The sequence below is a fragment of the Pelorhabdus rhamnosifermentans genome (genome assembly GCF_018835585.1).
Lineage (GTDB): Bacteria > Bacillota > Negativicutes > UMGS1260 > UMGS1260 > Pelorhabdus > Pelorhabdus rhamnosifermentans.
In genome coordinates this window covers 96263-119153 of record NZ_JAHGVE010000010.1, presented here as the reverse complement: position 1 = coordinate 119153, position 22891 = coordinate 96263, and the positions used below count along the sequence as shown (strand labels likewise).

Genomic DNA, 22891 nt, shown 5'->3' with positions numbered 1-22891 from the left:
TTGCAACAAATGTGACAAAAAGCAACTAATGCGTCGGTCCCACAATAAATTTTACGGTAATGGTAGTAGGTGACACTACAATACCATCCTTGGCAATAACTTTGATTTGGCGATTAAATTCTTTCATATCGTTTGTTAATACGATAGGCTCTGTTGTCACTGTATCCATCGTATCAAGCAAAGCCTTTGACCCGAATAACTCAATTTTAGTTGGAGTAACTTCCAATTGTTTCATCATCATGCCTGTTGGCAATTCGCCGCTAAAGACGGGTTTCACATCAACCAGTTTTTTGTTGACGACAAGCAGTTGTGTGGCAACATTGATTTGACTCGGTTGTGCTACCACATCTTCCAGTTCTTTGCCATCTGTATTAACAATATGGACAGTAAATTTACCTGAAAAATCCGTACTATGTTCGGATAAATCCATGTAAATTATAGCTTTATCCATACTATCAAGCACGCTCTTAGGCCCTTCTACAATGACTGCATCCGGTGATAGCGTAACCTTGCCCACAATCGCATTTTCAGGTGGTGCACTTGTATACCGAACTTCCACAGGCAATTTACGGCTTGTTGCAATATCAATACGAAGCAAAGCTTTATCAGGATTCACTTCAACTAATTCAACAGACTGAGGAACAATAGCCATAATTTTTATGGGATGGCGTCCCTCACCAACGCCTTTTAAATCGATATAGGCGGCAATATCACTGGCAGACAAAGTAGCAATAATACTTCGGGCGCCACGTACTTTGACACGCACTGATTCAGGACCATCCATTAAAGTATAAGTGCTAGAAAGATTTTTTACCTCAATTGGAACGGTAAAACTAGCCTCAATGGGAGGATTTTGTTCGTTCATGACATACATCCACAACACAACAGCCATAATCATACATAAAATTTTTGCTGCTAAATTCTTACTGAGAAGTTCCTTCATGACGAAGCCCTCCAATTAAAAAGATCACCGATAGTCATGGTTTTACCCAAAAACAAGGGACGGAGGGTATTTTTAAGGGAGTCAGCATCTAAATGACGCATAAGTTGACCTGCGTGTGCCAGAGAAATGGTACCTGTTTCTTCACTGACAACAACGACAACACAGTCAGCTTGCTCGCTAATGCCAATGGCGGCGCGATGCCGAGTACCGAGTTCTTTATTGAGTGTTCGGTCATCCGTAAGAGGCAAGAGACACCCTGCGGCCATCACACGATCGCCCCGAATAATCACAGCCCCATCATGCATAGGCGTATTGGGAATAAAAATGTTAATTAAAAATTCACTTGATACAAGTCCCCCCACCTTAATACCGGTTTCAATATAGTCAGTCAAACCTGTTTCACGTTCAAATACGACGAGTGCGCCAATTTTATTTTTCGCCAGTACACTTGTAGCTTTACTGATTTCATCAAGAAAAGACTCTGTTTCTTCGGCACTTAGAAAAATGTTTTTCCTAAAAAATCCGCCTCGCCCAAGCTGCTCTAAAGCACGCCGCAGTTCTGGCTGAAATACAACAGGCAAGGCAACAAGAACCACTGTCATAGATTTTTGCAGCACCCAATTGATTACATTGAGTCCCAGCCATTTGCTCACAAGCGTAGCAATAAGAAGTACAATAAGTCCTTTAAGCAAAGCAACTGCTCGTGTATCTTTCATCATCGAATAGGATTTGTACAAGAAGAAGGCCACGATGACAATATCGACGATGTCGAGCAATGTAACCGTAGCTAAAATACCACGAATTTGTAATAACATGCCCTACCACACCTTAATTTATAGTCCTTATTTTTATTCTACCCATTTATCAGAAAAACCTTTTATAACAACAAAAAAAAGTGCTTCCTGCCTGCTGCAGAAAGCACTTTTAATAAAGATCAGACTTTGGTCACAAAATCAACCCAACCATGAGTATCTTGAACTTTGGCATATTGTAAATCAGTAACAGCCGTAAATAATTTATGTGCAATAGGACCTGTCTGATTGTTGTTAATAACAATCTTCTTACCTTTCCATGTTAAAGACCCAACAGGTGAAATTACAGCAGCCGTTCCTGTTCCAAAAACTTCTTCTAACTGGCCTTTGGCATGAGCTTCATAAAGTTCATCAATAGAAATGACTCGCTCTGTCGCTTTCATGCCCCAGTCACGGGCAAGTTCAAGAACCGTTCTCCGCGTCATACCACCCAAAATACTGCCTGTTAAGGCGGGAGTAACGAGTTCACCATTGATTTTAAAGACAATGTTCATGGAACCGACTTCTTCAATATATTTACGATGAACGGCATCCAGCCACAGTACCTGGTCAAAACCTTCCTGAACTGCAACCTCACCCGCCCTGAGGCTTGCTGCATAATTGGCTGGAGTTTTGGCTTCGCCAAGACCGCCCGGACAGGCGCGAACAAATTTATCTTCAACTTTTAAACTGACAGGATCAAAACCATGTTCATAATAGGCCCCAACAGGGGACAGCATGATCACGAGTTTATATGTGTCAGCAACTTTTACACCCACGTAATGATCTGTAGCAAAAACGAGGGGACGAATATAAAGAGCTGTACCAAATTTACTTGGAACCCAGTTCTTTTCGACCTCTAAAAGCTGTTTGAGACCATCATAAACAGCTTCCACATCCATCTGCGGAATGCAGAGAATGTCAGCAGACCGATTAAACCGAGCCAAATAATCTTTGGGGCGGAACACAGCAATACGATGATCAGCCGTCTTAAAAGCTTTAATCCCTTCAAAAATAGCCTGACCATAATGAAGCGTCATAGTGGACGGTGACATATCAAAATCTCGATAGGGCTCAATCGTTGGATTATGCCAACCCTTTCCCGTCTCATAAGTCATGGTAAACATATGATCAGTAAAGATTCTGCCAAATCCAAGTGTTGCCTCATCAGGCAATGATCGCCGCTCTTTTGTTAGATTTAACCTTACTTTTGTCATACTACCCCTCCTCAACAAATAAACAAAGTAACAAAAAAAAATATTATTCTCAAATTATAGAACGTTTTTTGTATACTTGTCAAGTTGAATCTGTTCATCGAGAAGGTATTGTTTCGCTCGTAAAAACGATTGTCCTACCTCTGTGTACGATGTGCCACCAAAGGAATTACGGGCACTTACACAATGTTCGACTTGAATGGCCTTAAGAATATCTGCTTCAAATAATGGTGAAAATTGCTTAAATTCGTTTAAAGTTAAATCACCAAGAACTTTGTTTTGGGCAATGGCATAGGCTACGCTTTTGCCAACAACGGCATGAGCCTGTCGGAAAGGAAGCCCCTTTGTCACAAGATAATCAGCCATATCTGTCGCATTAGAAAAATCAGAAGCTAAAGCATCTGTCATATTCTCTTCACGAATCTTCATGGCTTTCAGCATGGAGGCGTAGACAGTTAGACTAAATTTCACTGTATCAATGGTATCAAACAGACCTTCCTTGTCTTCCTGTAAATCTTTGTTGTAAGCCAGAGGAAGCCCCTTTGTCACAGTGAGCATGGCCATAAGATGACCAAAAACACGTCCTGTCTTGCCTCGGACGAGTTCAGCTACATCAGGATTTTTTTTCTGCGGCATAATGCTGCTGCCTGTACAATGAGCATCATCAAGCTCAATGAATTGGAACTCCGCCGAAGACCACAAAATGATTTCTTCACTAATACGACTTAAATGCATCATCAAAATGGATGCAAAACTTAAAAACTCCAAAATATAGTCACGATCACTCACTGCATCCATACTATTGTCATAAACCTTGCCAAAACCTAACTGGTCCGCAACAAACTGCCTGTCAATAGGAAAAGTTGTACCTGCAAGAGCGCCCGCGCCAAGGGGCATCATGTCAGTATGTTTATAGACAAGGTTCAAACGATCGAAATCACGCACAAGCATATAAAAATAAGCCAGCATATGGTGAGCAAAAAGAATGGGCTGCGCTCGCTGCAAATGCGTATACCCTGGCATAATCACGTTTTCATGCTTTTGGGCCACTTCAAGAAAAGCTTGCTGTAAATTTTTAATTAAACCGCCAATTTCAGACAACTCACGCCGCAAATAAAGATGCGTATCAAGAGCGACTTGGTCATTCCGACTGCGCGCTGTATGAAGTTTACCGCCAACGGCACCAATGCGTTCTGTCAATCGCTGTTCAATATTCATATGAATATCTTCCAGACTGACTTCAAAAGAAAACTTACCGGCTTCAATATCAGCGAGGATATCTTTTAAACCGTCAATAATGACAGAAGCTTCCTCCGCTTCTAAAATTCCGCACTTGGCGAGCATTGTTGCATGGGCAATACTGCCAGCAATATCTTCCTTATACATACGACAATCAAAAGAAATGGAGGAGGTAAACTCCTCCACCAAAACGTCCGTATTTTTAGAAAAACGACCGCCCCATAATTTCATTATTGATTACGCTCCTTCATTAAAGCCCGCACTTTAAGCGGCAAACCAAAGAGATTGATAAAGCCTTCGGCATCTTTTTGATCATACACTTCATCACGACCAAATGTAACAAATCCTTCATGATAGAGAGAATAAGGCGATTTGGCACCGGCACTAATGATATTGCCTTTATAAAGTTTCAGGCGAACAAGGCCAGTTGCTGTTTCTTGCGTCGAATTAACAAATGCGTCCAACGCTTCTCTGAGTGGTGAAAACCACATGCCGTCATACACAAGTTCGGCATAACGAATGGCTACTTGCTCTTTATAATGAAGTGTAGCTCTGTCAAGTGTCAGCAGTTCTAATTCATGATGAGCGTAATAAAGAATAGAACCAGCAGGTGTTTCATAAACGCCACGGGACTTCATACCCACGAGACGATTTTCGACCATATCGGTAATGCCAATGCCATTTTTAGCACCTAAGTCATTTAATTTTTCTACGAGAGCCACAGCATCCAGTTTTTTACCGTCTACTGCAACAGGAATGCCCTTTTCAAAGCTAATTTCAACATAAGTAGCCTTGTCCGGAGCCTGTTCAGGTGACTTGGAGATAAGATACAAATCATCAAGCGGAGCATTCCATGGGTCTTCCAAATCGCCGCCTTCATGGCTCAAATGCCAAATATTACGATCCATGCTATAAGGACGCTTTTTCGTAACAGGAACAGGAATACCATGTTTTTCAGCATAATCAATGGCATCTTCCCTTGAACGAATGTCCCATAAACGCCAAGGTGCAATGATTTTTAGTTCAGGAGCCAAAGCTTTCACAGTCAGTTCAAAGCGAACCTGGTCATTCCCCTTACCTGTAGCGCCATGGGCAATCGCGTCAGCGCCTTCTTTTTTGGCAATTTCGACCAAGCGTTGAGCAATTAGTGGACGCGCAAAGGACGTACCGAGCAAATACTTTCCTTCATAGACAGCGCCTGCTTTAAGCGTTGGCCAAATATAGTCTTCGATAAAAGGTTTCGTGAGACTTTCAATATAAACTTTGCTTGCACCCGATTTTATCGCTTTTTCACGAACGGGATCTAGTTCGTCTCCCTGCCCAACATCTGCACACATGGCAATCACTTCACAGCCATTATAATTTTCTTTCAGCCAGGGGATGATGACCGATGTATCCAATCCGCCTGAATAAGCTAAGACAACTTTTTTAACATTCATCATAGTTCCTCCTTTATTTCGCATTCCCCATGGTTAGAGCCATAATGGCCTTTTGCACATGAAGACGATTCTCTGCTTCATCAAATATAACTGATTGCGGACCTTCCATGACTTCCTCTGAAATTTCTTCACCGCGATGGGCTGGCAGACAATGCATAACAATGGCATCATCATGAGCTGCCGCCATGAGTTTCACATCGACTGTAAAACCAGCAAAATCTTTTTGACGCTTCAGTTGTTCTGATTCCTGCCCCATGCTTGCCCAGACATCCGTATAAACCACATCAGCCCCGGTAGCGGCCTGAAGGGGATCATTTGTCAGTTCAATGATGCTGCCTGTTTCTTTCGCATCTAAGCGTGCTTCAGCTACACAGGCTTCGTCCGGTTCATAGCCTTTCGGCGTTGCTACTGAAATATGCATACCTACCTTGGCGCAACCATGCATAAGAGCATGAACCATGTTATTGCCATCACCGATATAAGTAAATTTTTTACCCTTCAGATCTCCTTTATGCTCCACCGCTGTAAATAAATCCGTCAGAGCCTGACAGGGATGAAGGTAATCAGTCAGAGCATTGATAACAGGAATAGAGGAATATTCTGCCAATTCTTGCACTTTTTCATGAGAATAAGTACGAATCATAATACCATCGACATAACGGGAAAGGACGCGCGCTGTATCCCTTACAGGTTCGCCCCGGCCAATCTGCAAATCATTGGCGCTTAAAAACAGAGCACTTCCGCCAAGCTGATACATGCCCACTTCGAAAGACACACGTGTACGCGTCGACGCCTTCTGGAAAATCATGCCAAGCGTCTTGCCCTGCAAGAGGGGATGACTGATACCTTTTTTCTGTCTTTGTTTAAGATCGGCTGCCAAGGTAAAAATGTCCTGAACCTCCTGGACAGTCAAATCATGAATGGAAAGTAAATTTTTTCCTTTTAATGCCATTTTAAATCCTCCATTTATTACTGAGCTCACGTGTGAGCAAGCACCTCATCCAAGACAGTGATGACTTCATCAACATGAGCCGTTGTAATGTTCAGCGGCGGTACAAAACGTAATACATCACCTGCTGTACAATTAATGATAACGCCTTTTTTGAGACAAGCTTCTACAATGGAGCGACCGGGCTGTGTCAGCTGCGCCCCCAGAATCAGCCCTTTGCCACGAATTTCTGTAATGATTTTCGGATACTTTGCCTTAAGACCCTGGAGCTTGTCGAACAAATACTTACCAACTGTAATGGTATTCTCAAGCAGCTGTTCATCAGCAATCGCCTTGAGGACGGCCACGCCAGCAGCGCTTGCCAGTGGGTTGCCGCCAAAAGTTGAACCGTGATCGCCCGCAGAGAAAACTTTGGCAACCTTGTCTGTCGCCATAAAGGCACCAATCGGCACGCCGCCAGCCAAGCCCTTGGCAACTGTCGCAATATCGGGTTTTACATTCAATAGCTGATAAGCAAACATCTTGCCTGAACGCCCCATACCACATTGAATCTCATCGAGTACTAAAAGAGCCTGATATTTATCACATAATTTTCTTACGCCAGCAAAATAACTCTCTCCCGGTACATGAATGCCACCTTCTCCTTGAATGGTTTCAAGAAAAACAGCACAAGTTTTTTCGCTTATTTTGGCTTCCAAAGCCGCTAAATCATTAAAAGGTACATGAGAAAAGCCGCCTGGTAATGGTTCATACCCTTTTTGATATTTTGGTTGTCCTGTAGCTGTCAAGGTCGCCAACGTACGTCCATGGAAAGAATGTTCTGCTGCAATAATTTCAAATTTATCAGGGCTAATTGTTTTACCGTATTTACGCGCCAGTTTTAACGCACCTTCATTGGCTTCAGCACCACTATTTGCCAGAAAGACCTTATCAAGACCGCTGACCTTAGCAAGCATTTCACCGAGTTCGGCCTGAACCGCCGTATAGTAAAGATTCGAGCAATGAATAACTTTATGAGCCTGCTCGCAAATCGCATTGACAAGTGCCTTGTGACCATGTCCTAAAACATTTACAGCAATGCCTGCCAGAAAATCGATGTATTTTTTCCCTTCACTATCATAAACATAAGGTCCTTCTCCATGTGAAATCACAATAGGATAACGACTAAATACAGGCAGGTAATAATTTTCATCCTGCTTCATAATGGTTTCTTTAGTCATTTTCATGATCCTCGCTCCCTTCATCTTGTACAACTTCAGTGCCAATACCTGTTGTCGTAAAAACCTCCAGCAACAGAGAATGCTTTTGCCGTCCGTCAATAATATGGGTTTTGGGTACGCCGTAATGGAGCGCCTTGAGACAGCTTTCTACTTTCGGAATCATACCGCCGTCAATTGTTCGCTGTTCCACCATGGTTTCCGCCTCGTGACGAGATAAAGTTGAAATAAGCGATGTCTTATCAGCAAAATCACGATAAATGCCTTCTACATCCGTAAGCAGTAACATTTTTTCCGCTTTCAGAGCCCCGGCAATCTCTGCCGCAACATAATCGGCATTAATATTATAAGTTGCCCCATCTTTGCCTGCACCAATCGGTGCAATAACGGGAATAAAATTTTGATCAAGCAGGGTATTTAAAATATCGGGATTAACCTTTTTCACGGCGCCAACAAAACCAATATCAACGAATTTAGCTTCACCGTTTTCCTGAACTTCAGCTAAATGCCTATCAGCAATCATCAAGTTGGCATCTTTGCCACTAAGACCTACGGCCTTGGCTCCCTGATGGTTCAGCATGGTGACAATCTCGGTGTTGATTTTGCCCACAAGAACCATTTCAGCGATTGACACCGTCTCAGCATCGGTTACCCTCAGGCCGTTGACAAATTTCGTTTCCTTGCCAAGTTGTTTCAGCGTTGCCGTAATTTCCGGTCCCCCGCCGTGAACAACAATGGGACGCATTCCCACATATTTCATTAAAATAATATCCTGCATGACGCTATGCTTCAGCTTCGGATTAATCATGGCGTTACCACCATATTTAATAACGATAGTTTTACCGAAAAATTGCTGCATATAAGGCAGCGCATCAATAAGAACGGCTGCTTTTGCCACTGAGTTGATCATATATCCCCACCCTTTTTAGTTTCAATTATATTTTTGGAATTTTTACTCACGTATGATATTCGCCATTAATTTTTACATATTCGTAGGAAAAATCGCAGCTCCATACAGTCACTGTTTCGCTACCTGCCGCAAGATCAACAACTACTTGAATATCTGTATCAGCCATGACCTGGTGAAGTTTGGCCTCATCATAATGAATGCCTAACCCCTTTTCAACAATCTTTACCTCACCAATCGTCAGGGAAATTTTTGCTGGATCAAGGGGAATACCGGCATAACCGACAGCACACAAGATACGGCCCCAGTTCGGGTCTTGCCCAAAAAAAGCCGTTTTAACCAGCGGCGACTTGGCAATCGCCATGGCTACTTGCTTGCCTGCGGCAAAAGAAGGCGCATGCTGCACTGTAAGCTCTAGAAACTTCGTTGCTCCTTCACCATCACGCGCCACTTGCTTGGCTAAATAGGTACACAAGCTTGTCAGCGCCTCCTGGAAGACAGCAAAATCAGCATGAGTTGTGCTATCAATCCGAGAGTTCCCTGCTAGTCCATTGGCAAGCACAGCGACCATATCATTTGTACTTGTATCACCATCAACGGTAACCATATTAAAAGATGTTTTTACAGCCGCTGTTAAAGCTTGCTGCAAAACAGGCGCCGCCACAGCAGCATCTGTTGTAATAAAACTGAGCATTGTCGCCAAATTGGGCTGAATCATGCCAGCGCCCTTGGCAATGCCAGCGATTTTCACTGTTTTGCCGCCTAAAGGGAATTCATAAGCCAGGCTTTTTGTAAAAGTATCTGTCGTCATAATAGCTTTGACTGCCAGTTCGCCGCCCGAAACAGCCAAATTCTTAACAGCCTCACCAATACCTTGCGTGATTTTTTCCATCGGCATGACAACGCCAATGACGCCCGTAGAAGCAACAAAAACATCTTCAGCAGATATGTGTAGCAGTGACGCTGTTACATCAGCCATTTTCTTCGCATCTTTGATTCCTTGTTCGCCTGTACAAGCATTGGCGCAACCTGAATTGACCACAATGGCCTGGGCGGTTCCTGAAGCAAGCACACTTTTCGATACCATCACAGGCGCCGCTGCCATTAAGTTCGTCGTAAACACAGCAGCAGTCTGCGCTTGTACGGCACTATAAATAATTGCCACATCTTCCTTGCCACTCTTCTTTACACCGGCTTTAACGCCAGCAGCTGTAAATCCCTGAGGAAAGGTGATGCTTTCTTCCAACGGTGTAAACATGTTTGAGACCTCCTCTTCTGCCTGACTATTAAGGAAACACAGGAACAAGCTTGAGTCCCGCTGTTTCATCACAACCAAACATGACATTCATGTTCTGCACAGCCTGACCTGCTGCACCCTTCACTAAATTATCAATCGCCGAAACGGCAATGACCCGTCCGGTCCGCTCATCAATATGCCACGCAATATCACAGTAGTTAGACCCTCTGGTATTTTTCGTAACAGGATAACCGCCACGCCCCAAAAGACGAATAAAAAACTCATTACTATACAAATCATAATAAGCCTCATCAACTTGCTTAGCCGTAACACCACTCTTCATGGTTGCATAACAAGTAGAAAGGATTCCCCGTGTCATGGGTACAAGATGGGGAGTGAAATTCAATAGTACATCCTGACCGGAAAGACGCTGTAAAGCTTGTTCGATCTCGGGTGTATGACGATGTGTGGCAATTCCATAGGGCTTAATACTATCCGCTGTTTCGCTGTAATGAGCGTTGAGACTCAACCCACGTCCGGCACCGCTCACACCTGATTTAGCATCGACAACGATATTTTTCAAATCAACTAATCCGGCTTGGGCAAGCGGCGCAAGGGCTAAAATACTTGCTGTTGTATAGCAGCCGGGATTACCGACAATTGTCGCTGTTTTCACATCATCACGGAATAACTCAGTGAGCCCATAAACAGCCTGAGCCTGGGGATGAGTATGAGGCACTTTATACCACTTTTCATAGACGTTCGTGTCAGTGAAACGATAATCAGCACCTAAATCAATCATTTTGACAGAACTGCCGCTAAGTTTTTTCCCCACTTCCATCGCATGACCATGAGGGAGTGCGACAAATAAAACATCACTCGCTGCTGTGATTTCATCAAGGTCTTGTAAAGAAGCTAATTTTTGTTCACATATACCTTTAAAATGTGGATAAACCGTGTCAAAGGAAGTACCTGTCTGACTTTCAGACGTAATGGCAACGAGTTCGGCTTCTGGATGACAAGTAATCAATCGGATAAGTTCTTCTCCGGCATAACCTGTTGCTCCAATTACACTAACTTTCATTAATTACACCCCCCTGTTTTGATAATTATACATCCAACTTGTATAATAATGCAATATGGTTTTTAAAAAAAATTAGCTCCACAAAAAGGAGCCTGTTACTATTTTAACATACAACCGTCTCATTCGTTATTTTTCTTTAAAAAATCAAAAGTTCCTGCACTCTTTTCAGCCTTATCTTGATACTTTTAGAATGAAATGATACGCTATAAATAAAGACAAGTAACAAGGCGGGAAACGCAATGACCAAAAAAAAATTCATGATTCTCGTGCTCATAGCATTTTTCGGTGCTTTTTTATGGGCTGGCGGCAACCTATTACTGCCGAAATCCTTACGAAATATGAACCAAAATATGAGTCAGCTCACGAATGTCACAACGAACTTCAATAAAAATATCCATGCAAACGAGGCTATGCAAACAACGGCAGGTCTCTATCAGCGCATTCATCGAATCATCATGTTAAAAAGTGCTGTTGAAGACAAATTAGATCGAAAAAGCTATGTGAAAATGAACGACATTCCCCTTCCTTTTCAACAAGCTGTTATTGCTGTCGAGGACAATCGCTTTTATCATCACTACGGGTTTGACGTGGAAAGCCTCTTACGGGCTACACTTGTCAATATGCAAACAGGGGCCTATACTGAAGGCGGCAGTACGATTACACAGCAACTCGTAAAGAATCTTTTTTTAAATCAAGATAAAAACTTTGGCCGAAAAATCGAAGAATTTATTCTTGCTGTTGATATGGAACTGCATTATTCGAAAGAAGAAATTCTGGAGATGTATGTCAATACAATTTATTTTGGTTCAGGTTCTTACGGTATCAAGGCCGCTTCGAATAACTATTTTAACAAAGAACCTGCTGATTTAACTTTAGCACAAAGTGCCTTACTCGCAGGCGTACCCAATGCCCCGTCCCTCTATTCTCCCTTTGTAGACCTTGCTGCTGCCAAACAAAGGCAGGCTGTCGTACTTAGTTTAATGGCCAGAAATAATTATATTGGGCCCAGTCTCGCCGCAGAGGCACTCGATGCCCCTTTAAGACTGGCAAAACAATAGGGACAAGAACAACTAACTCAATCTTAAGAAAAATTTAACACAATAGCGGTAGACAAAACATGCAGGCTTTTGTATCCTGCTCGTAAGGGGGAATGGTCTATGCGTGAAACAATCACACTCAATCGCGTCGGAACATGCCATTTTACAGGCAAGGAAGTAGCCCAGCAAATATCCGGTTACTGCCTTGAAGAAGAACAGCGTCAGGAAAGCCATGTACTGACAAAGTACTGCAGCGGCGAATCGCTGTGTCACAGCAAGGATTGCCAGTTTGTCGTGGGCACTTCAGGCAAGGTATATACGAAAAACATTAACATCGCTTTTGACATTTTAAAACTCTGCAAGGATTCGAAATAACAAGTTTACTAAATAAAAAATCCCAGATAATCGTCTGGGATTTTGGCTTGAACAACAAATAAAAAAATCTCATCATTGACAATAAGCAGGCAATAGAGTCGAATTTTTCATAATGCCTGTAAAACAGAATACATATGAATAAATAATTGGCTAGAAGCAACAACCATAGCTACCAGACCAAAAGCTATATATATCATTTTAATTTTCCTCCTAAAGTTACTTGTAATATATAGTATAACCAATTATGAACATAAAAAACCCCAACCGTAAATCGTTGAGGGCCTTCGCCTAAACCAAGATAAACATCATGCCCATCCGCCAAAATGTAGACGACCCTATGTAACGCCCGCCTATTACGTGACGAGCCATTTAATGTTATTCAATGCTATCTAATTCACGCTCAATTTTGCGAACTATATGAAGAATTTCAGATACAATTCTTTCTATTCCTCTTAATTCAGCTTCCAATCTTTCCACCGTGCAATTCGCTCTTCTTCAGACATTCAGGTAACCTCCTTTATCAACATGATATGTATTTCGAGTTGTTAAACGTTACGTAATTTCTATGGCAAACAAAAAAATCCCGCACCTAGCTTACGCTAAGAGCGGGATTCGTCTATTTAATAATTAGTACTACTAACATTGGGAACAGAGAGTATCATAACAGTCGATCATTTGACCTTCATCATTGTACCAAATTAGTCCGTCGTCCTCTTCATATACCAATTTGATCCCCCCCTGCGATGTGATGACTTATTATATCACATGTGATCCGTTTAATAACGAACCAATCGCTGGAAGCATTGAGATATTGCTTCTCACAAGCCATTTTTTGCTGAAACTTCATTCATGCCTCACGTTTCCGGTATTATTTACTATTAGTTAAAGCAGCAGTCTATATTTTGTAAAATACTTTCGGACTTTGTTGTTTGTCCAGTAATCATGGATTATAATTAAAATAATTAAAAACTTAAACGCGAGGGATGTATATGATACCAGCAAGTTTAGGCAGAAAGATAACTCTTCGAAAAGTGTTACTGGCATTGATTATTATATTAGTATTAGTTGGGATTTCATTCATGATGCAGGCTCAGAAGGGGGTTCAAAATAATGCTTCTTCAGCTAAGGCTTTATCACATGAAGAAAAACAAAAAAATGCTGAGCATATGGTCGCTGTAACCAATAATATCTGCGGCCGATTTGATGAGATATTGAAAAATTATTCAGACAGCTTAGATGATATTTCATATAATAACAAACCGACAGAAAGTATCTATAATGATTTTAAAAGTCTAAAAAAAACTTCAGAAGTTATTCAACGAGACTCTGAAAGTATCCAAATAATAGACCCTAGATATGAAGATATAAAAGCGTCGTTAATTCAAGTTGAAGTAAACATACAACTATCGGCTCAGCATATGATGGAACATTTAAGCGATCCGAAAAACAATGCTGATTGGAAGGCTCAAAACGAACTAGTAAATGCAATGCAACTCAATAACTCGGTCAAAAAACGCATTGCCACACTTACACAAGAAGATAGTTTAAAATTATCGAAATAGCGGCCTAGCCGCTTTTCTTTTAAATCGTCAACGGAACATATGACTGATGTATCTGCAACTCGTTAAGAGGGCAGGTTTGATAAGAAATAACAGGTCCTAGAAGCGAGTAAATTTTCGTTTTTTATAGGTTCTTAAAAAAGAAAAACCCGCGTAGCCGTAGGCTGTACGCGGGTTTCTTTTTTGATAAAATTAACGCTTGGAAAACTGGGTCGTTATAAAACATAGCATTAATGGCCTTTTTGTTACTAGTAAGTTACTAATAAAGATGTTCTTATAAAAACTATTAAGTATTTATAAAATAATTACCTTCATTAATATAATAGAATTTGAACTCGCGGCCATTTTGGGAGTTTTTATCACATGAAGGAATATTGTGTAAATTTGTGGTAGTTATATTACATAGTCCAATAAGGAGGTCTTGTTTTGAACAATTTATTTATAATTATATTTTTACTCTCTATTATATGCTTAATCGTGGGAGTAATTAGGCCATCATATGTTATTCGATGGGGCAATCCCGAAAAAAGAGGAAGAAAGAAGGTACTAGCTACATATCTAAGTTTAATAATAATTTCATTTATCGCAATTGGAATGACGACTGACACAAAGAAGATTGCCACTAAAGAACAACAAATAAACCAGCAACAATCCCCTGCCCAAACCACATCTACTCCTGCACCGCCACAACAGCAACCATCTGCTACAATGAAAGTTACAATACCTCAATTCATCGAAATCTACAACAAAGAAATAAAGCAGCGTCATGGTGACAAATCAGTGATTAACATTAACACTGAAAAGCCCATGCGCCCTGGTGTTACAACTTATGACATACCCGATGGTAAAGATTCTAATGTTGTCATAAATTGTGATCCCACAAGCGGCCAAATAACAGAGGTCTCCTTCACCGTGCAAGGTAACAGTGGTGAGAAATTTGATCGCAAATCACTACGTGCTTGGACTGCTGCGGTAATCTCCGCTACTTCTCCAGGAATATCAAATGATGATATTATTGAGATTCGAGGGAAAATACTTGATAATACCACAGTAACAAAAAATGGCGTCTTTTATATGGCGCAATACGCTGAAAAAGGATCATCTTTTTTCCAAATTATTGTAAGAGCAAAATAGCCATGCAAAACGCGAATTTTTAAAAAGTCCCCTTCAGTAATCACCATCCGGCCCAACCAGGTACCGCATGTTAATGAAATAGAGCCTCACTCAAACGAGTGAGGCTCTATTTCACGCAGCAGCCAGGGCTCCATAATTGCCCTGCAAATAAATTCCAATGGTAAGAAAATGAGATTTTTATACTACTTTTATAAACACAGATGATAATACTAAGGTTTTTACTGGTGCTTGCTTATGAGTTCAGACTATCCTCTATTCTATACTGTTCATAACATCTAAGGTTACATCAATACCACCGAATGTTACAGAACCCTTATAAAATATTGCACCTAAATTCTTATCTTTAGCTACTTTTGCCATCGCTTGTTTTAAACTTTTCTCTATTTGTTTTCCAATTTCTTTTTGAAACTCAATAAGCTCTTGCTTAGACTCTTCCTTTTTGTTCTCGAATTCTTCCGAAGTAAGATTTTCCTTTTCTTGATCTAATATAATAGTTAATGCTTTAGCCTTCTCATTATGATCGTTATACGCAAGCTTTTTCTTTAAAAGGAAGTAGATGTTTTATGTCACTAAGACATGAGGAAACTGCGTTTACTTTAATTTCCCAATCTTGAAACTGCGCATCAGTAATTGGTTCTCCTTTATCCCACTCAATAAAGCCCACACCGTTTTCCAACGGCCTCTTTAAGGCGTCTTCCGAAACGTCGACAACAGAATGAGCAAGCTTATTTCTAAAACGCATGATATTGTCCAAATATCTCAATATTTTTTCATTTTCACTCCAATATCGCGGATAATCCTTCCTAACTATTTTAATAAGAATATCTTTTTTATTATTTAGAGTTAAAAATGGAGCAGTCGCAATATTTATAAAAAACAATTCTTTTTTCACTTGATCTGAAGTACAGAAATAATCTGTCAAAATCAAGGCAATTTCTCGCTCAATTACAGCAACGGAGTTTAGAAATCGCCCTCTAAAATATCGTGCCTTTTCATGAATCTCTTGCGCAGCTCTGACAGAATTATTATAGTTATCATCCATAATATTTCTCCTTCCCACTACTTATTTAAATACATTTCTAATAATTATCACCATTTCCTCTATAATTGTATATAATCAATTAAACAAAAATGCCCATCCCCAGCATATGTCGGAGAATGGGCAATCCTTTAGGGACAGCATATCTGATGCCCCTAAATCATCTTTCAGAATTTCTTGCACCTTGGCTACTCGATGGTGCGAATTGGTTTCGATATGTTCAATTAAATTGTTAGCAAGATACAAAATCAAAATCGAACATACTGCCGCCACAATCACGGTTCATTAATATCACCTCACTTTTATAATTGACATACTTCAATCATAAATTGAAAAGCAAGAAAAAAAGTCTTATAATCTTCAATTGCAAAAAAATGCTGCCCAGTAACATTACGCTACCAGACGGTATTTTTCATTTTCACAATCGCTTCTCAACGAAGACCTCACCATTATAATGGCACCAACAGTTATTTTATTTGTCTAGAAAAAAAGCCCCTACCATGACCTAAGTCAAGATAGGGGCTATGCTTTACTACAAAGAGAAATTAATTAGCATAATTGCTCGGTAGTACTCGAAAAACCATTTTTTGAACCTCTTTAGACATATTAATTGGATAAAGTTTAACTTCCGGATGAGCAGCATTAAATACCCTAAACAATTCATCAGCAAATGCCTGACCAATTTCGGTTACGTCTTTAAAATCAAGCACAACTTCCTTAAAATGTTCAAAACGATGTGCCAATCGTTTTGCTTGTGACCTAGATACTAATAATTCGCCTTCGTGTTCAGCTAAACGTACAGGAATGTGTGTTTTAGTAAAACCATAATCGTCATCTATTGCTGTAAACTCATCAAAAACTTTTTGAGTATTTACGTCAGAATCTTTATTAATTTCCATCATAACGCACGTTCCTTCAAATGATTTTTTATCTTCGAATAGATAGTCTGGACCATTATTTCTGCCAGACAGAAATTGTAATTCATCAGAATGTATATAAAAACTATCAAAAATTCGTGATGTAAAAAAAATTCCTTCTCCAGAATGATTGTCTGGATCTGTGGTGAATTTTCCTTTTGCTAATTCCAAAATAGACTGTTTCGGATTATCCAAGCCTAATGATTTTTGAATTTTGTTAAATATCCCCACACCAGCATCAAGAATCGCAAATTCAATTGAAACAGGATCTATTGTTAATACAACTTGAACCTCCTTAGCTCCAGAATGATCAATTGTATTATTTAGGATTTCCGTAAATCCATAATTGCATGCATTTAAAACATTCTTAGGTATAGAATCTTTTATTACTGGTAAGATATCATTTGCCCATACTATATCTTCTTGTAATCCTTTAGTTTTATAATCAAAAATCTTTTGCTTTCTCACAAGTTTGTAACTATTATATCTTCCATTTTTAGTTACTAATATTTGCCCATTTTCAGCTAGATGAGAAATATATCTATAAATGGATTGTTTAGATATTTTAAACTGTTGGCTTGTCGCTAAAACCAGAGAAGTGTTGTTCTTCTTAATTTCTTTCAGCAAGTATTCTAATATTCCTTGACGCTTATCAACAGCGAGTGACATTTTAAACACCCCCCTTAGGCATTAATTGTAACTTTATTATACCCAATTGTCAATTTAATTATCAGTTATAGTAAATTTAAAATAAAAACAGACAAATAAAAAGCCCCTGTCCTAGCCTAATCTAGAATAGGGGCAAGAATTATTTCTGTACAGTAGCGTCTACACCTGCACCCGGATTACGGCGTGGCATTAAAATTACCATTCAATTGCATTCCACATCACAGTACCGCCTTTTACATTCTTACCATCAGCATGTGCAACTGCTTCGAACCGCCCCTGCTCATATCCAACTGCCGCATAGGCTTTACTGTCCACTATAGTGGCACCAATTTTAATTCTATGGTCCTTACGTAAATCAATCTTATATACGTCTACTTTCTGCTGATCAGTTGGCAGCGTATTCCCCGTTAAATCTTTTGTAATTGGCGCAACAACGGTTTTATCCGTCTTTTCGAGCGCAGCAGGCGGTAATGTCGGGTCATTATCTTTAATCTGTTGCTGAATAACATCAGCGGCTTTCTCTATTGTTGGGGCTGTCACGTAATAATTAGCCACTGGCGCAATCTGTCTGGCTTTTATTTTATCGAGTGCACTGGCCAGTAACCGTGTATTTTGTTCTGATAAATCAAGCTTATTTTGCAAAGCATTAATATTGTTTAGTAACTCCTGTGGTATCTGCACAGGCTGGGACTCCTGTGTCGCTATAGTAGCATGATTACGACCTAGGAAATAAACAACAATCAGCAATAAAATGAGACCGCCAATAATCAGCGTTCTCTTGTGCTCCGTAATAAAATTTCTTATGTCATTCAATTACATCAACCCCAATACTCTACCAGTAATAACAGTGGCAATATAGGCCAGCAAAAACACTTTCGCACCTTGAGCAATACCGTTTCCGTATTGCTGCCAGAAAGACTTTACTTCTGTCTCGGTTCCTTGTACGCCTGTTTTGACACTGCTTTCTGCCTCGTCAACAACAGCTTTCGCATCCGCAATCATTGTGTCACGTTGCTGCTTAAGTACCGAGATGGCTGCGTCATACAAGCCGGTTCCGTCCGCCTCCAAATCATCAATCTTTGCAGTTAATTTTTCGAGCGGCGTCGGTTCTGTGGCTGGGGCTGCGGTCTGCTGTGTATCAGTAGCAGTAGCCTGACTGGTAGCCATCGCTGTCATATTTGCTGTCTGCTCAGTGTTATCTGTATCATCTACAGCTATACCTGTAACATCCGTCTTACTGGCCTGTGCTTCAATGAGCGCCGCCTTTAATTGGTCCTGCGTCATTCCTTCAATTTCGGTCTGAGTATAACTTTTCATTTTTGATTCTTCCCTTCATTTTTGTCTTTTTATAATGGACAAATTGGAAAATACCAGCCCCGATCAGTGCGCATGGGCGCCTGTATTTACCGTTTTTGTCTTCGGTCAATAGACTATGCTCGATATTCGGACACGCCGTAGCCAGTAGTTAAATCCAAACTCGATACATAGTCAAACGTATTATTCGCCCTATTGGCGTACCCTTCTGCGTATTCGCTACCGACATCAGCCGCAACGCAATATTGATCACGGAAAATCTGCCTAACCTTATCCAGATTACGGATGTCATAATTATCTTGTCGATTACGTAAAAAGATTTTTACCACATTCTGAGAGGTTGGGCACCAAATACCCGCGTAAATAAAGCAACGGCTATCATCAAGGTTTTCCACCTGATTTAATACTGGCACATACAAATCAAGACAATCCTGCGCTAAAATATTCTGCTGTGCTGCCTGTCCTTGGTCTGAATTTAGCAGCTCTGCCAGTTCTTCAATCTCGCCGCTGTCTCGGATGTCAGAATAAGTACGACCGATAAACTTTTCACCGCTATCGATCATGGATAGCAATGCATCACCCCGGCCGCCAATACCTTCCCAGGATGACACTCCCATGCAGGGATACTCTCCGGCTGTGCTGCAGCAAACGTTGTCGTAGCCCCCCTCTACACCGGTATTGATAATTCCAAGGGCGATTTCTTTAGCTAATTCTTCGTTCGTCATTTTATTTATTACCTCCATCGTTTTGATATGGATTTTTACCATCGTCGCTATTTTTCCAGCTGTCCATGATGTACTTAATCATAGCCAAAACCCCCGCACCGCCCAGGGTGGTAAAACCATCCCAGCAGCTTTTCAACTCAAACTTCATTCCATAGAGCGCATTGCCCCAATAACCAATAGCCCAAAATAAAAATAGCAGCATAAATGCCGCTACGATTGCCTCAATGAGGTATTGCTGTATTTTGTTCATCACCCATGCCCTCCATGTGTAACGGCATATGCGGCTAACGCTACTGAAATGGCTGATAATAGCAAAGGAAAGACTCTCCATAAGAACCCAGTTATGCCCCCTTGTGCTGCTCGCCACAACTCAAGACCATATATGCGATTCTCATGATTCTCCGTTGTCTTATCATGCTTTTCACAGGCTCGGTCTTTTTCGCTTGTTTTTGCAACCAGCTCCGTGACTTTTTTATCGACTTCATTAGTTTTTTCATTGTTCTGCCTGATCAAGGTAAATAATTCTTGCAATGTTGCCTCTGATACATCCACGCCTCGCCCTCCCCAGAAAATAAAAATAGCCGCCTACGCGGTATTATGATTGTGTCGGTGTTGCGGTTGTAGTTGTCTGAGCTGCTGGTGCCTTACGCGGACAATCCGCATTTGTGCAATAACCTTGGCTATCTTCCTTCGCCCCACAAATAAAGCAACGTTTCGTCATGCTATCGCCTCCTTCTAAGTGTTTTCAACTGAATTACCACAGCTACATTCAAGAACAGCATAATTATCTGATTCATCATAGCTTCTAACTTGGAAGCATATATCATCGTTAATGTAATTGTCATCAGTTAAAATAATTTCCTTTCCACAATTGGAGCAGATAATTTTAAATCCATTAACCATTGGCTATCGCCTCCCGTTTGGCGTTGTACTCGGTTTTGAGAGCCGTATAATCGGACTTGATACCGTCTATAACTGTTTGATTGCCGTCTAATGTGGCAAGGCCAAGCGACTGAGCCAAAGCAGAAAACTGCGGCTGATATTCCGCATCAAGTGCAGCGATTTTTTCAGTAGCAGTCAGCACAACAGCAGGCGGCGTATATTCTATAAGTTTTTTCGTAGTCACATCAACTTTACGAGTGGCTTGATTCTGCATCCAGTCATCGTGCTCGGCCTCGGTAATTTCGGCATACGGTGCAGGAATAGCGGATAGGTCAATCGTTGTGCCTGTTTGTACTGTGCCTATGGCCTGCGTTACCGTCTTCATGGATGGCTTACCATCGTCGCCTACAACTGCATTGCCTTTATCATCAAACTCTGGGGTCTGCGTAGTAATTGGCTCTGTGTTGTATACAGACATCGGCTTGCCATGAACTAAGTCACAGTATGGCGCGCCAATAATCAAGCCTGACTGGTTATAATGCAAAAAATATCTCATATAGTTACCTTCCTTTTACGTAATAAGCAATTTTACACGAGTTACCTGATCCATTGGTATTGAAACCGTCCCAGTTATATTCAAAGCCCGCCCCCGAAATATTAATTGCTCGCAGTATATATCCGGATGGCCAACCAGTGTCATAAAAATTATGCAAAAATGTATCGACAGTGCTCAAGGCAATAGGAAATGAAACAGGTTGAGATGCGCCACCAACTGTAGTAGCGACAGAACCCCATATTTCTATATCCCCGTTTGACCACTTACGCCAGTAATAATTTGTGCCTGAGCCAGAAGCTGTAATGTATGTTGTTTGGTCTGTCGTAGCAAGCTGTTTCCATCCTGTCCAGTTAGTATCCCAACAGCCTTGTATTGCGGCCTCTCCGTGATGGGATATATACAACATTGCTTTGGCAGCCCCACCGTTTAAATTTAAAAGTGTCCCGTATGTATATACAGGTGGCAAGTCTGTATTACTATCAGGAACTAAGGAATTAATAACATTTCCTCTGTCTTGCGTTACATTCTGGTTTTGTAACGTAGTTCCAGCCCGCATCAGATTATCAACACTATAGTGTCCTACTGTATCCGCATTACCGCCGTTGGCAGGGCGTGCATCAGATAGGCGGGAGTCGTCCCCTGTAACAAGTTGCTTCCATACAGACCAAATAGCATTTACACACGACCTCGCATACATAACTCCTGTGGATGCATTAGCAGCAATTTGTTTTGCATAATTAACACCATTGCTACCTATTACTTGTACAAAATAGGTAGCGGTATTATCTGGTAAATTTGCCAAAAGTGCAGATGCCGATTGGTAAAATCCATTAGTCAATAATAAATTAGCATCATAATTAAATGTTGCTGAGGGTGTCCCTAATCCATAATCAGCAGGTGCTGCTCCTACTTGTGCCGGGGTAGTAGGTATGTCGGTTTTATTTGCTTTCGCCGCCAGTGCATTCGTTATCGTTGTTGCAAAATTCGAATCATCGCCCAGGGCATCTGCCAATTCTTTAAGTGTATCAAGTGCCCCTGGTGCAGCAGCTACCAAAGCCGCCATTTTCGCATCAGTGTATTGAGTTGACGCTGCCTTGGCTGTATCAGCTTTTTGTTGTGCGCCCGCTGGGGTTTCAGCGCCTACTTGAGCAGCAGTTACGTTGTGAGGGTTATCTGTGCGTTTTGTATGCTGCTCTAAAATCTCCACTGTTACCAAACCATTCATACTAATTGTGGCCGTCACATTTGCTGCGTTACTTACAGCCACGTGATAATTAAATTCACTTGACACAGCCATTGAACTGCCTTCTGGCGGCAAATAATCTGGTGCCGCATCGACATTTACAGAATAGAGAATTTCCCCCACGTCCGAATCCTGTGCAAACACTCCAATTTCACGCACATAAAAACCGGCCAATAATCCCGAATTGGTTATCACGCCGGTTATGGTTGCTATATTGCCGTTCGCGGAAACACCGCTAATCGGTATATTTTGCTCTGGTCTAATCAAATCCGTAAGTTCTAATAAACTCTGGCCACTTGCCAACACTCCTGAACCAATTTTCATTTTGGTTAGTGTCAGCTTGACCTGACCACTATCCACTTTTGCTTGCAAAGCCTGCCCTTTCGTAGTCAGTATTCCTCCTGACCAATTTGGCATATTC

25 protein-coding genes are annotated in these 22891 nt (G+C 41.1%); 4 read left to right on the top strand and 21 right to left on the bottom strand.

Translation table 11 applies throughout. The annotated features are described in order from the left end of the window. Positions 1–25 precede the first annotated feature (25 nt). From Ga0466249_RS13805 to argC, 10 genes are all read right to left on the bottom strand, one after another. Positions 26–943: a CdaR family protein gene (locus Ga0466249_RS13805; RefSeq protein WP_215830041.1), complete on the bottom strand. Its 918-nt coding sequence runs from the start codon at positions 941–943 to the stop codon at positions 26–28. After that, positions 940–1758 carry a diadenylate cyclase CdaA gene (gene cdaA / locus Ga0466249_RS13800; protein WP_215830040.1) on the bottom strand — a complete coding sequence of 273 codons (819 nt, stop codon included), beginning with the start codon at positions 1756–1758 and terminating at the stop codon, positions 940–942. The genes Ga0466249_RS13805 and cdaA overlap by 4 nt, the downstream gene beginning before the upstream one ends. Positions 1759–1877: 119 nt before the next feature. Then, positions 1878–2951 (bottom strand): branched-chain amino acid aminotransferase, encoded by a 1074-nt coding sequence (locus Ga0466249_RS13795; RefSeq protein WP_215830039.1) that lies wholly within the window; start codon positions 2949–2951, stop codon positions 1878–1880. A gap of 54 nt (positions 2952–3005) precedes the next feature. Next, the gene (gene argH, locus Ga0466249_RS13790) at positions 3006–4418 is read right to left on the bottom strand and encodes an argininosuccinate lyase (protein WP_246588715.1); all 1413 of its coding nucleotides are present in this window, start codon (positions 4416–4418) and stop codon (positions 3006–3008) included. Then, positions 4418–5629, bottom strand: coding sequence for an argininosuccinate synthase (locus Ga0466249_RS13785; RefSeq protein ID WP_215830038.1), 1212 nt, complete (start codon positions 5627–5629; stop codon positions 4418–4420). The genes argH and Ga0466249_RS13785 overlap by 1 nt, the downstream gene beginning before the upstream one ends. Positions 5630–5639: 10 nt before the next feature. Next, positions 5640–6578: an ornithine carbamoyltransferase gene (gene argF / locus Ga0466249_RS13780; protein WP_215830037.1), complete on the bottom strand. Its 939-nt coding sequence runs from the start codon at positions 6576–6578 to the stop codon at positions 5640–5642. Positions 6579–6604: 26 nt separating this feature from the next. Continuing rightward, the gene (locus Ga0466249_RS13775; protein ID WP_215830036.1) at positions 6605–7801 is read right to left on the bottom strand and encodes an acetylornithine transaminase; all 1197 of its coding nucleotides are present in this window, start codon (positions 7799–7801) and stop codon (positions 6605–6607) included. Continuing rightward, entirely contained in the window at positions 7788–8702 is a 915-nt protein-coding gene (argB, locus tag Ga0466249_RS13770) for an acetylglutamate kinase (RefSeq protein WP_215830035.1), read from the bottom strand. Before argB ends, Ga0466249_RS13775 begins: the two co-directional genes overlap by 14 nt. A gap of 46 nt (positions 8703–8748) precedes the next feature. Next, positions 8749–9957 carry a bifunctional glutamate N-acetyltransferase/amino-acid acetyltransferase ArgJ gene (gene argJ / locus Ga0466249_RS13765; RefSeq protein WP_215830034.1) on the bottom strand — a complete coding sequence of 403 codons (1209 nt, stop codon included), beginning with the start codon at positions 9955–9957 and terminating at the stop codon, positions 8749–8751. A 28-nt stretch (positions 9958–9985) separates the two neighbouring features. After that, complete coding sequence (argC, locus tag Ga0466249_RS13760) at positions 9986–11020, bottom strand: N-acetyl-gamma-glutamyl-phosphate reductase (protein WP_215830033.1); 1035 nt, start codon at positions 11018–11020, stop codon at positions 9986–9988. Positions 11021–11259: 239 nt separating this feature from the next. On the opposite strand from argC, the gene Ga0466249_RS13755 reads away from it, so the two are divergent. The 4 genes from Ga0466249_RS13755 to Ga0466249_RS13740 all read left to right on the top strand — a co-directional run bounded on the left by Ga0466249_RS13755 (position 11260) and on the right by Ga0466249_RS13740 (position 15125). Beyond that, on the top strand, positions 11260–12078 hold the full coding sequence (locus Ga0466249_RS13755) for a transglycosylase domain-containing protein (RefSeq protein ID WP_215830032.1): 819 nt from the start codon (positions 11260–11262) through the stop codon (positions 12076–12078). A gap of 99 nt (positions 12079–12177) precedes the next feature. After that, entirely contained in the window at positions 12178–12432 is a 255-nt protein-coding gene (locus tag Ga0466249_RS13750; RefSeq protein ID WP_215830031.1) for a hypothetical protein, read from the top strand. Positions 12433–13421: 989 nt separating this feature from the next. Further along, positions 13422–13994: a hypothetical protein gene (locus Ga0466249_RS13745; RefSeq protein WP_215830030.1), complete on the top strand. Its 573-nt coding sequence runs from the start codon at positions 13422–13424 to the stop codon at positions 13992–13994. A gap of 423 nt (positions 13995–14417) precedes the next feature. Further along, positions 14418–15125 carry a hypothetical protein gene (locus tag Ga0466249_RS13740; protein ID WP_215830029.1) on the top strand — a complete coding sequence of 236 codons (708 nt, stop codon included), beginning with the start codon at positions 14418–14420 and terminating at the stop codon, positions 15123–15125. Positions 15126–15648: 523 nt separating this feature from the next. On the opposite strand, the gene Ga0466249_RS13730 is transcribed toward Ga0466249_RS13740, so the two are convergent. From Ga0466249_RS13730 to Ga0466249_RS13685, 11 genes are all read right to left on the bottom strand, one after another. Then, a complete protein-coding gene (locus Ga0466249_RS13730) occupies positions 15649–16167 on the bottom strand; it encodes a hypothetical protein (RefSeq protein WP_215830028.1) in 519 nt (172 codons plus the stop codon). A gap of 542 nt (positions 16168–16709) precedes the next feature. Then, on the bottom strand, positions 16710–17750 hold the full coding sequence (locus Ga0466249_RS13725) for an STAS-like domain-containing protein (RefSeq protein ID WP_215830027.1): 1041 nt from the start codon (positions 17748–17750) through the stop codon (positions 16710–16712). A gap of 195 nt (positions 17751–17945) precedes the next feature. Next, a complete protein-coding gene (locus Ga0466249_RS13720; protein WP_215830026.1) occupies positions 17946–18563 on the bottom strand; it encodes a glycoprotease in 618 nt (205 codons plus the stop codon). Next, the gene (locus tag Ga0466249_RS13715) at positions 18564–19067 is read right to left on the bottom strand and encodes a hypothetical protein (protein ID WP_215830025.1); all 504 of its coding nucleotides are present in this window, start codon (positions 19065–19067) and stop codon (positions 18564–18566) included. Positions 19068–19180: 113 nt separating this feature from the next. Next, positions 19181–19789: a hypothetical protein gene (locus Ga0466249_RS13710; protein ID WP_215830024.1), complete on the bottom strand. Its 609-nt coding sequence runs from the start codon at positions 19787–19789 to the stop codon at positions 19181–19183. Between the two features lies 1 nt (position 19790). Beyond that, the gene (locus tag Ga0466249_RS13705; protein WP_215830023.1) at positions 19791–20039 is read right to left on the bottom strand and encodes a hypothetical protein; all 249 of its coding nucleotides are present in this window, start codon (positions 20037–20039) and stop codon (positions 19791–19793) included. Beyond that, on the bottom strand, positions 20039–20341 hold the full coding sequence (locus Ga0466249_RS13700; protein WP_215830022.1) for a hypothetical protein: 303 nt from the start codon (positions 20339–20341) through the stop codon (positions 20039–20041). The genes Ga0466249_RS13705 and Ga0466249_RS13700 overlap by 1 nt, the downstream gene beginning before the upstream one ends. Before the next feature lie 43 nt (positions 20342–20384). Then, on the bottom strand, positions 20385–20510 hold the full coding sequence (locus Ga0466249_RS27215) for a hypothetical protein (RefSeq protein ID WP_281422646.1): 126 nt from the start codon (positions 20508–20510) through the stop codon (positions 20385–20387). Positions 20511–20524: 14 nt separating this feature from the next. Next, on the bottom strand, positions 20525–20692 hold the full coding sequence (locus Ga0466249_RS13695; RefSeq protein WP_215830021.1) for a hypothetical protein: 168 nt from the start codon (positions 20690–20692) through the stop codon (positions 20525–20527). Continuing rightward, positions 20685–21227: a hypothetical protein gene (locus Ga0466249_RS13690; protein WP_215830020.1), complete on the bottom strand. Its 543-nt coding sequence runs from the start codon at positions 21225–21227 to the stop codon at positions 20685–20687. The genes Ga0466249_RS13695 and Ga0466249_RS13690 overlap by 8 nt, the downstream gene beginning before the upstream one ends. 4 nt (positions 21228–21231) lie before the next feature. Then, the gene (locus tag Ga0466249_RS13685) at positions 21232–22887 is read right to left on the bottom strand and encodes a phage tail-collar fiber domain-containing protein (protein WP_215830019.1); all 1656 of its coding nucleotides are present in this window, start codon (positions 22885–22887) and stop codon (positions 21232–21234) included. Positions 22888–22891 lie beyond the last annotated feature (4 nt).

Coding starts and splice junctions, on each gene's coding strand:
- Ga0466249_RS13805 (WP_215830041.1), bottom strand. CDS start 943: ATGAAGGAACTTCTCAGTAAGAATTTAGCAGCAAAAATTTTATGTATG.
- cdaA (WP_215830040.1), bottom strand. CDS start 1,758: ATGTTATTACAAATTCGTGGTATTTTAGCTACGGTTACATTGCTCGAC.
- Ga0466249_RS13795 (WP_215830039.1), bottom strand. CDS start 2,951: ATGACAAAAGTAAGGTTAAATCTAACAAAAGAGCGGCGATCATTGCCT.
- argH (WP_246588715.1), bottom strand. CDS start 4,418: ATGAAATTATGGGGCGGTCGTTTTTCTAAAAATACGGACGTTTTGGTG.
- Ga0466249_RS13785 (WP_215830038.1), bottom strand. CDS start 5,629: ATGATGAATGTTAAAAAAGTTGTCTTAGCTTATTCAGGCGGATTGGAT.
- argF (WP_215830037.1), bottom strand. CDS start 6,578: ATGGCATTAAAAGGAAAAAATTTACTTTCCATTCATGATTTGACTGTC.
- Ga0466249_RS13775 (WP_215830036.1), bottom strand. CDS start 7,801: ATGAAAATGACTAAAGAAACCATTATGAAGCAGGATGAAAATTATTAC.
- argB (WP_215830035.1), bottom strand. CDS start 8,702: ATGATCAACTCAGTGGCAAAAGCAGCCGTTCTTATTGATGCGCTGCCT.
- argJ (WP_215830034.1), bottom strand. CDS start 9,957: ATGTTTACACCGTTGGAAGAAAGCATCACCTTTCCTCAGGGATTTACA.
- argC (WP_215830033.1), bottom strand. CDS start 11,020: ATGAAAGTTAGTGTAATTGGAGCAACAGGTTATGCCGGAGAAGAACTT.
- Ga0466249_RS13755 (WP_215830032.1), top strand. CDS start 11,260: ATGACCAAAAAAAAATTCATGATTCTCGTGCTCATAGCATTTTTCGGT.
- Ga0466249_RS13750 (WP_215830031.1), top strand. CDS start 12,178: ATGCGTGAAACAATCACACTCAATCGCGTCGGAACATGCCATTTTACA.
- Ga0466249_RS13745 (WP_215830030.1), top strand. CDS start 13,422: ATGATACCAGCAAGTTTAGGCAGAAAGATAACTCTTCGAAAAGTGTTA.
- Ga0466249_RS13730 (WP_215830028.1), bottom strand. CDS start 16,167: ATGGATGATAACTATAATAATTCTGTCAGAGCTGCGCAAGAGATTCAT.
- Ga0466249_RS13725 (WP_215830027.1), bottom strand. CDS start 17,750: ATGTCACTCGCTGTTGATAAGCGTCAAGGAATATTAGAATACTTGCTG.
- Ga0466249_RS13715 (WP_215830025.1), bottom strand. CDS start 19,067: ATGAAAAGTTATACTCAGACCGAAATTGAAGGAATGACGCAGGACCAA.
- Ga0466249_RS13710 (WP_215830024.1), bottom strand. CDS start 19,789: ATGACGAACGAAGAATTAGCTAAAGAAATCGCCCTTGGAATTATCAAT.
- Ga0466249_RS13705 (WP_215830023.1), bottom strand. CDS start 20,039: ATGAACAAAATACAGCAATACCTCATTGAGGCAATCGTAGCGGCATTT.
- Ga0466249_RS27215 (WP_281422646.1), bottom strand. CDS start 20,510: ATGACGAAACGTTGCTTTATTTGTGGGGCGAAGGAAGATAGCCAAGGT.
- Ga0466249_RS13695 (WP_215830021.1), bottom strand. CDS start 20,692: ATGGTTAATGGATTTAAAATTATCTGCTCCAATTGTGGAAAGGAAATT.
- Ga0466249_RS13690 (WP_215830020.1), bottom strand. CDS start 21,227: ATGAGATATTTTTTGCATTATAACCAGTCAGGCTTGATTATTGGCGCG.
- Ga0466249_RS13685 (WP_215830019.1), bottom strand. CDS start 22,887: ATGCCAAATTGGTCAGGAGGAATACTGACTACGAAAGGGCAGGCTTTG.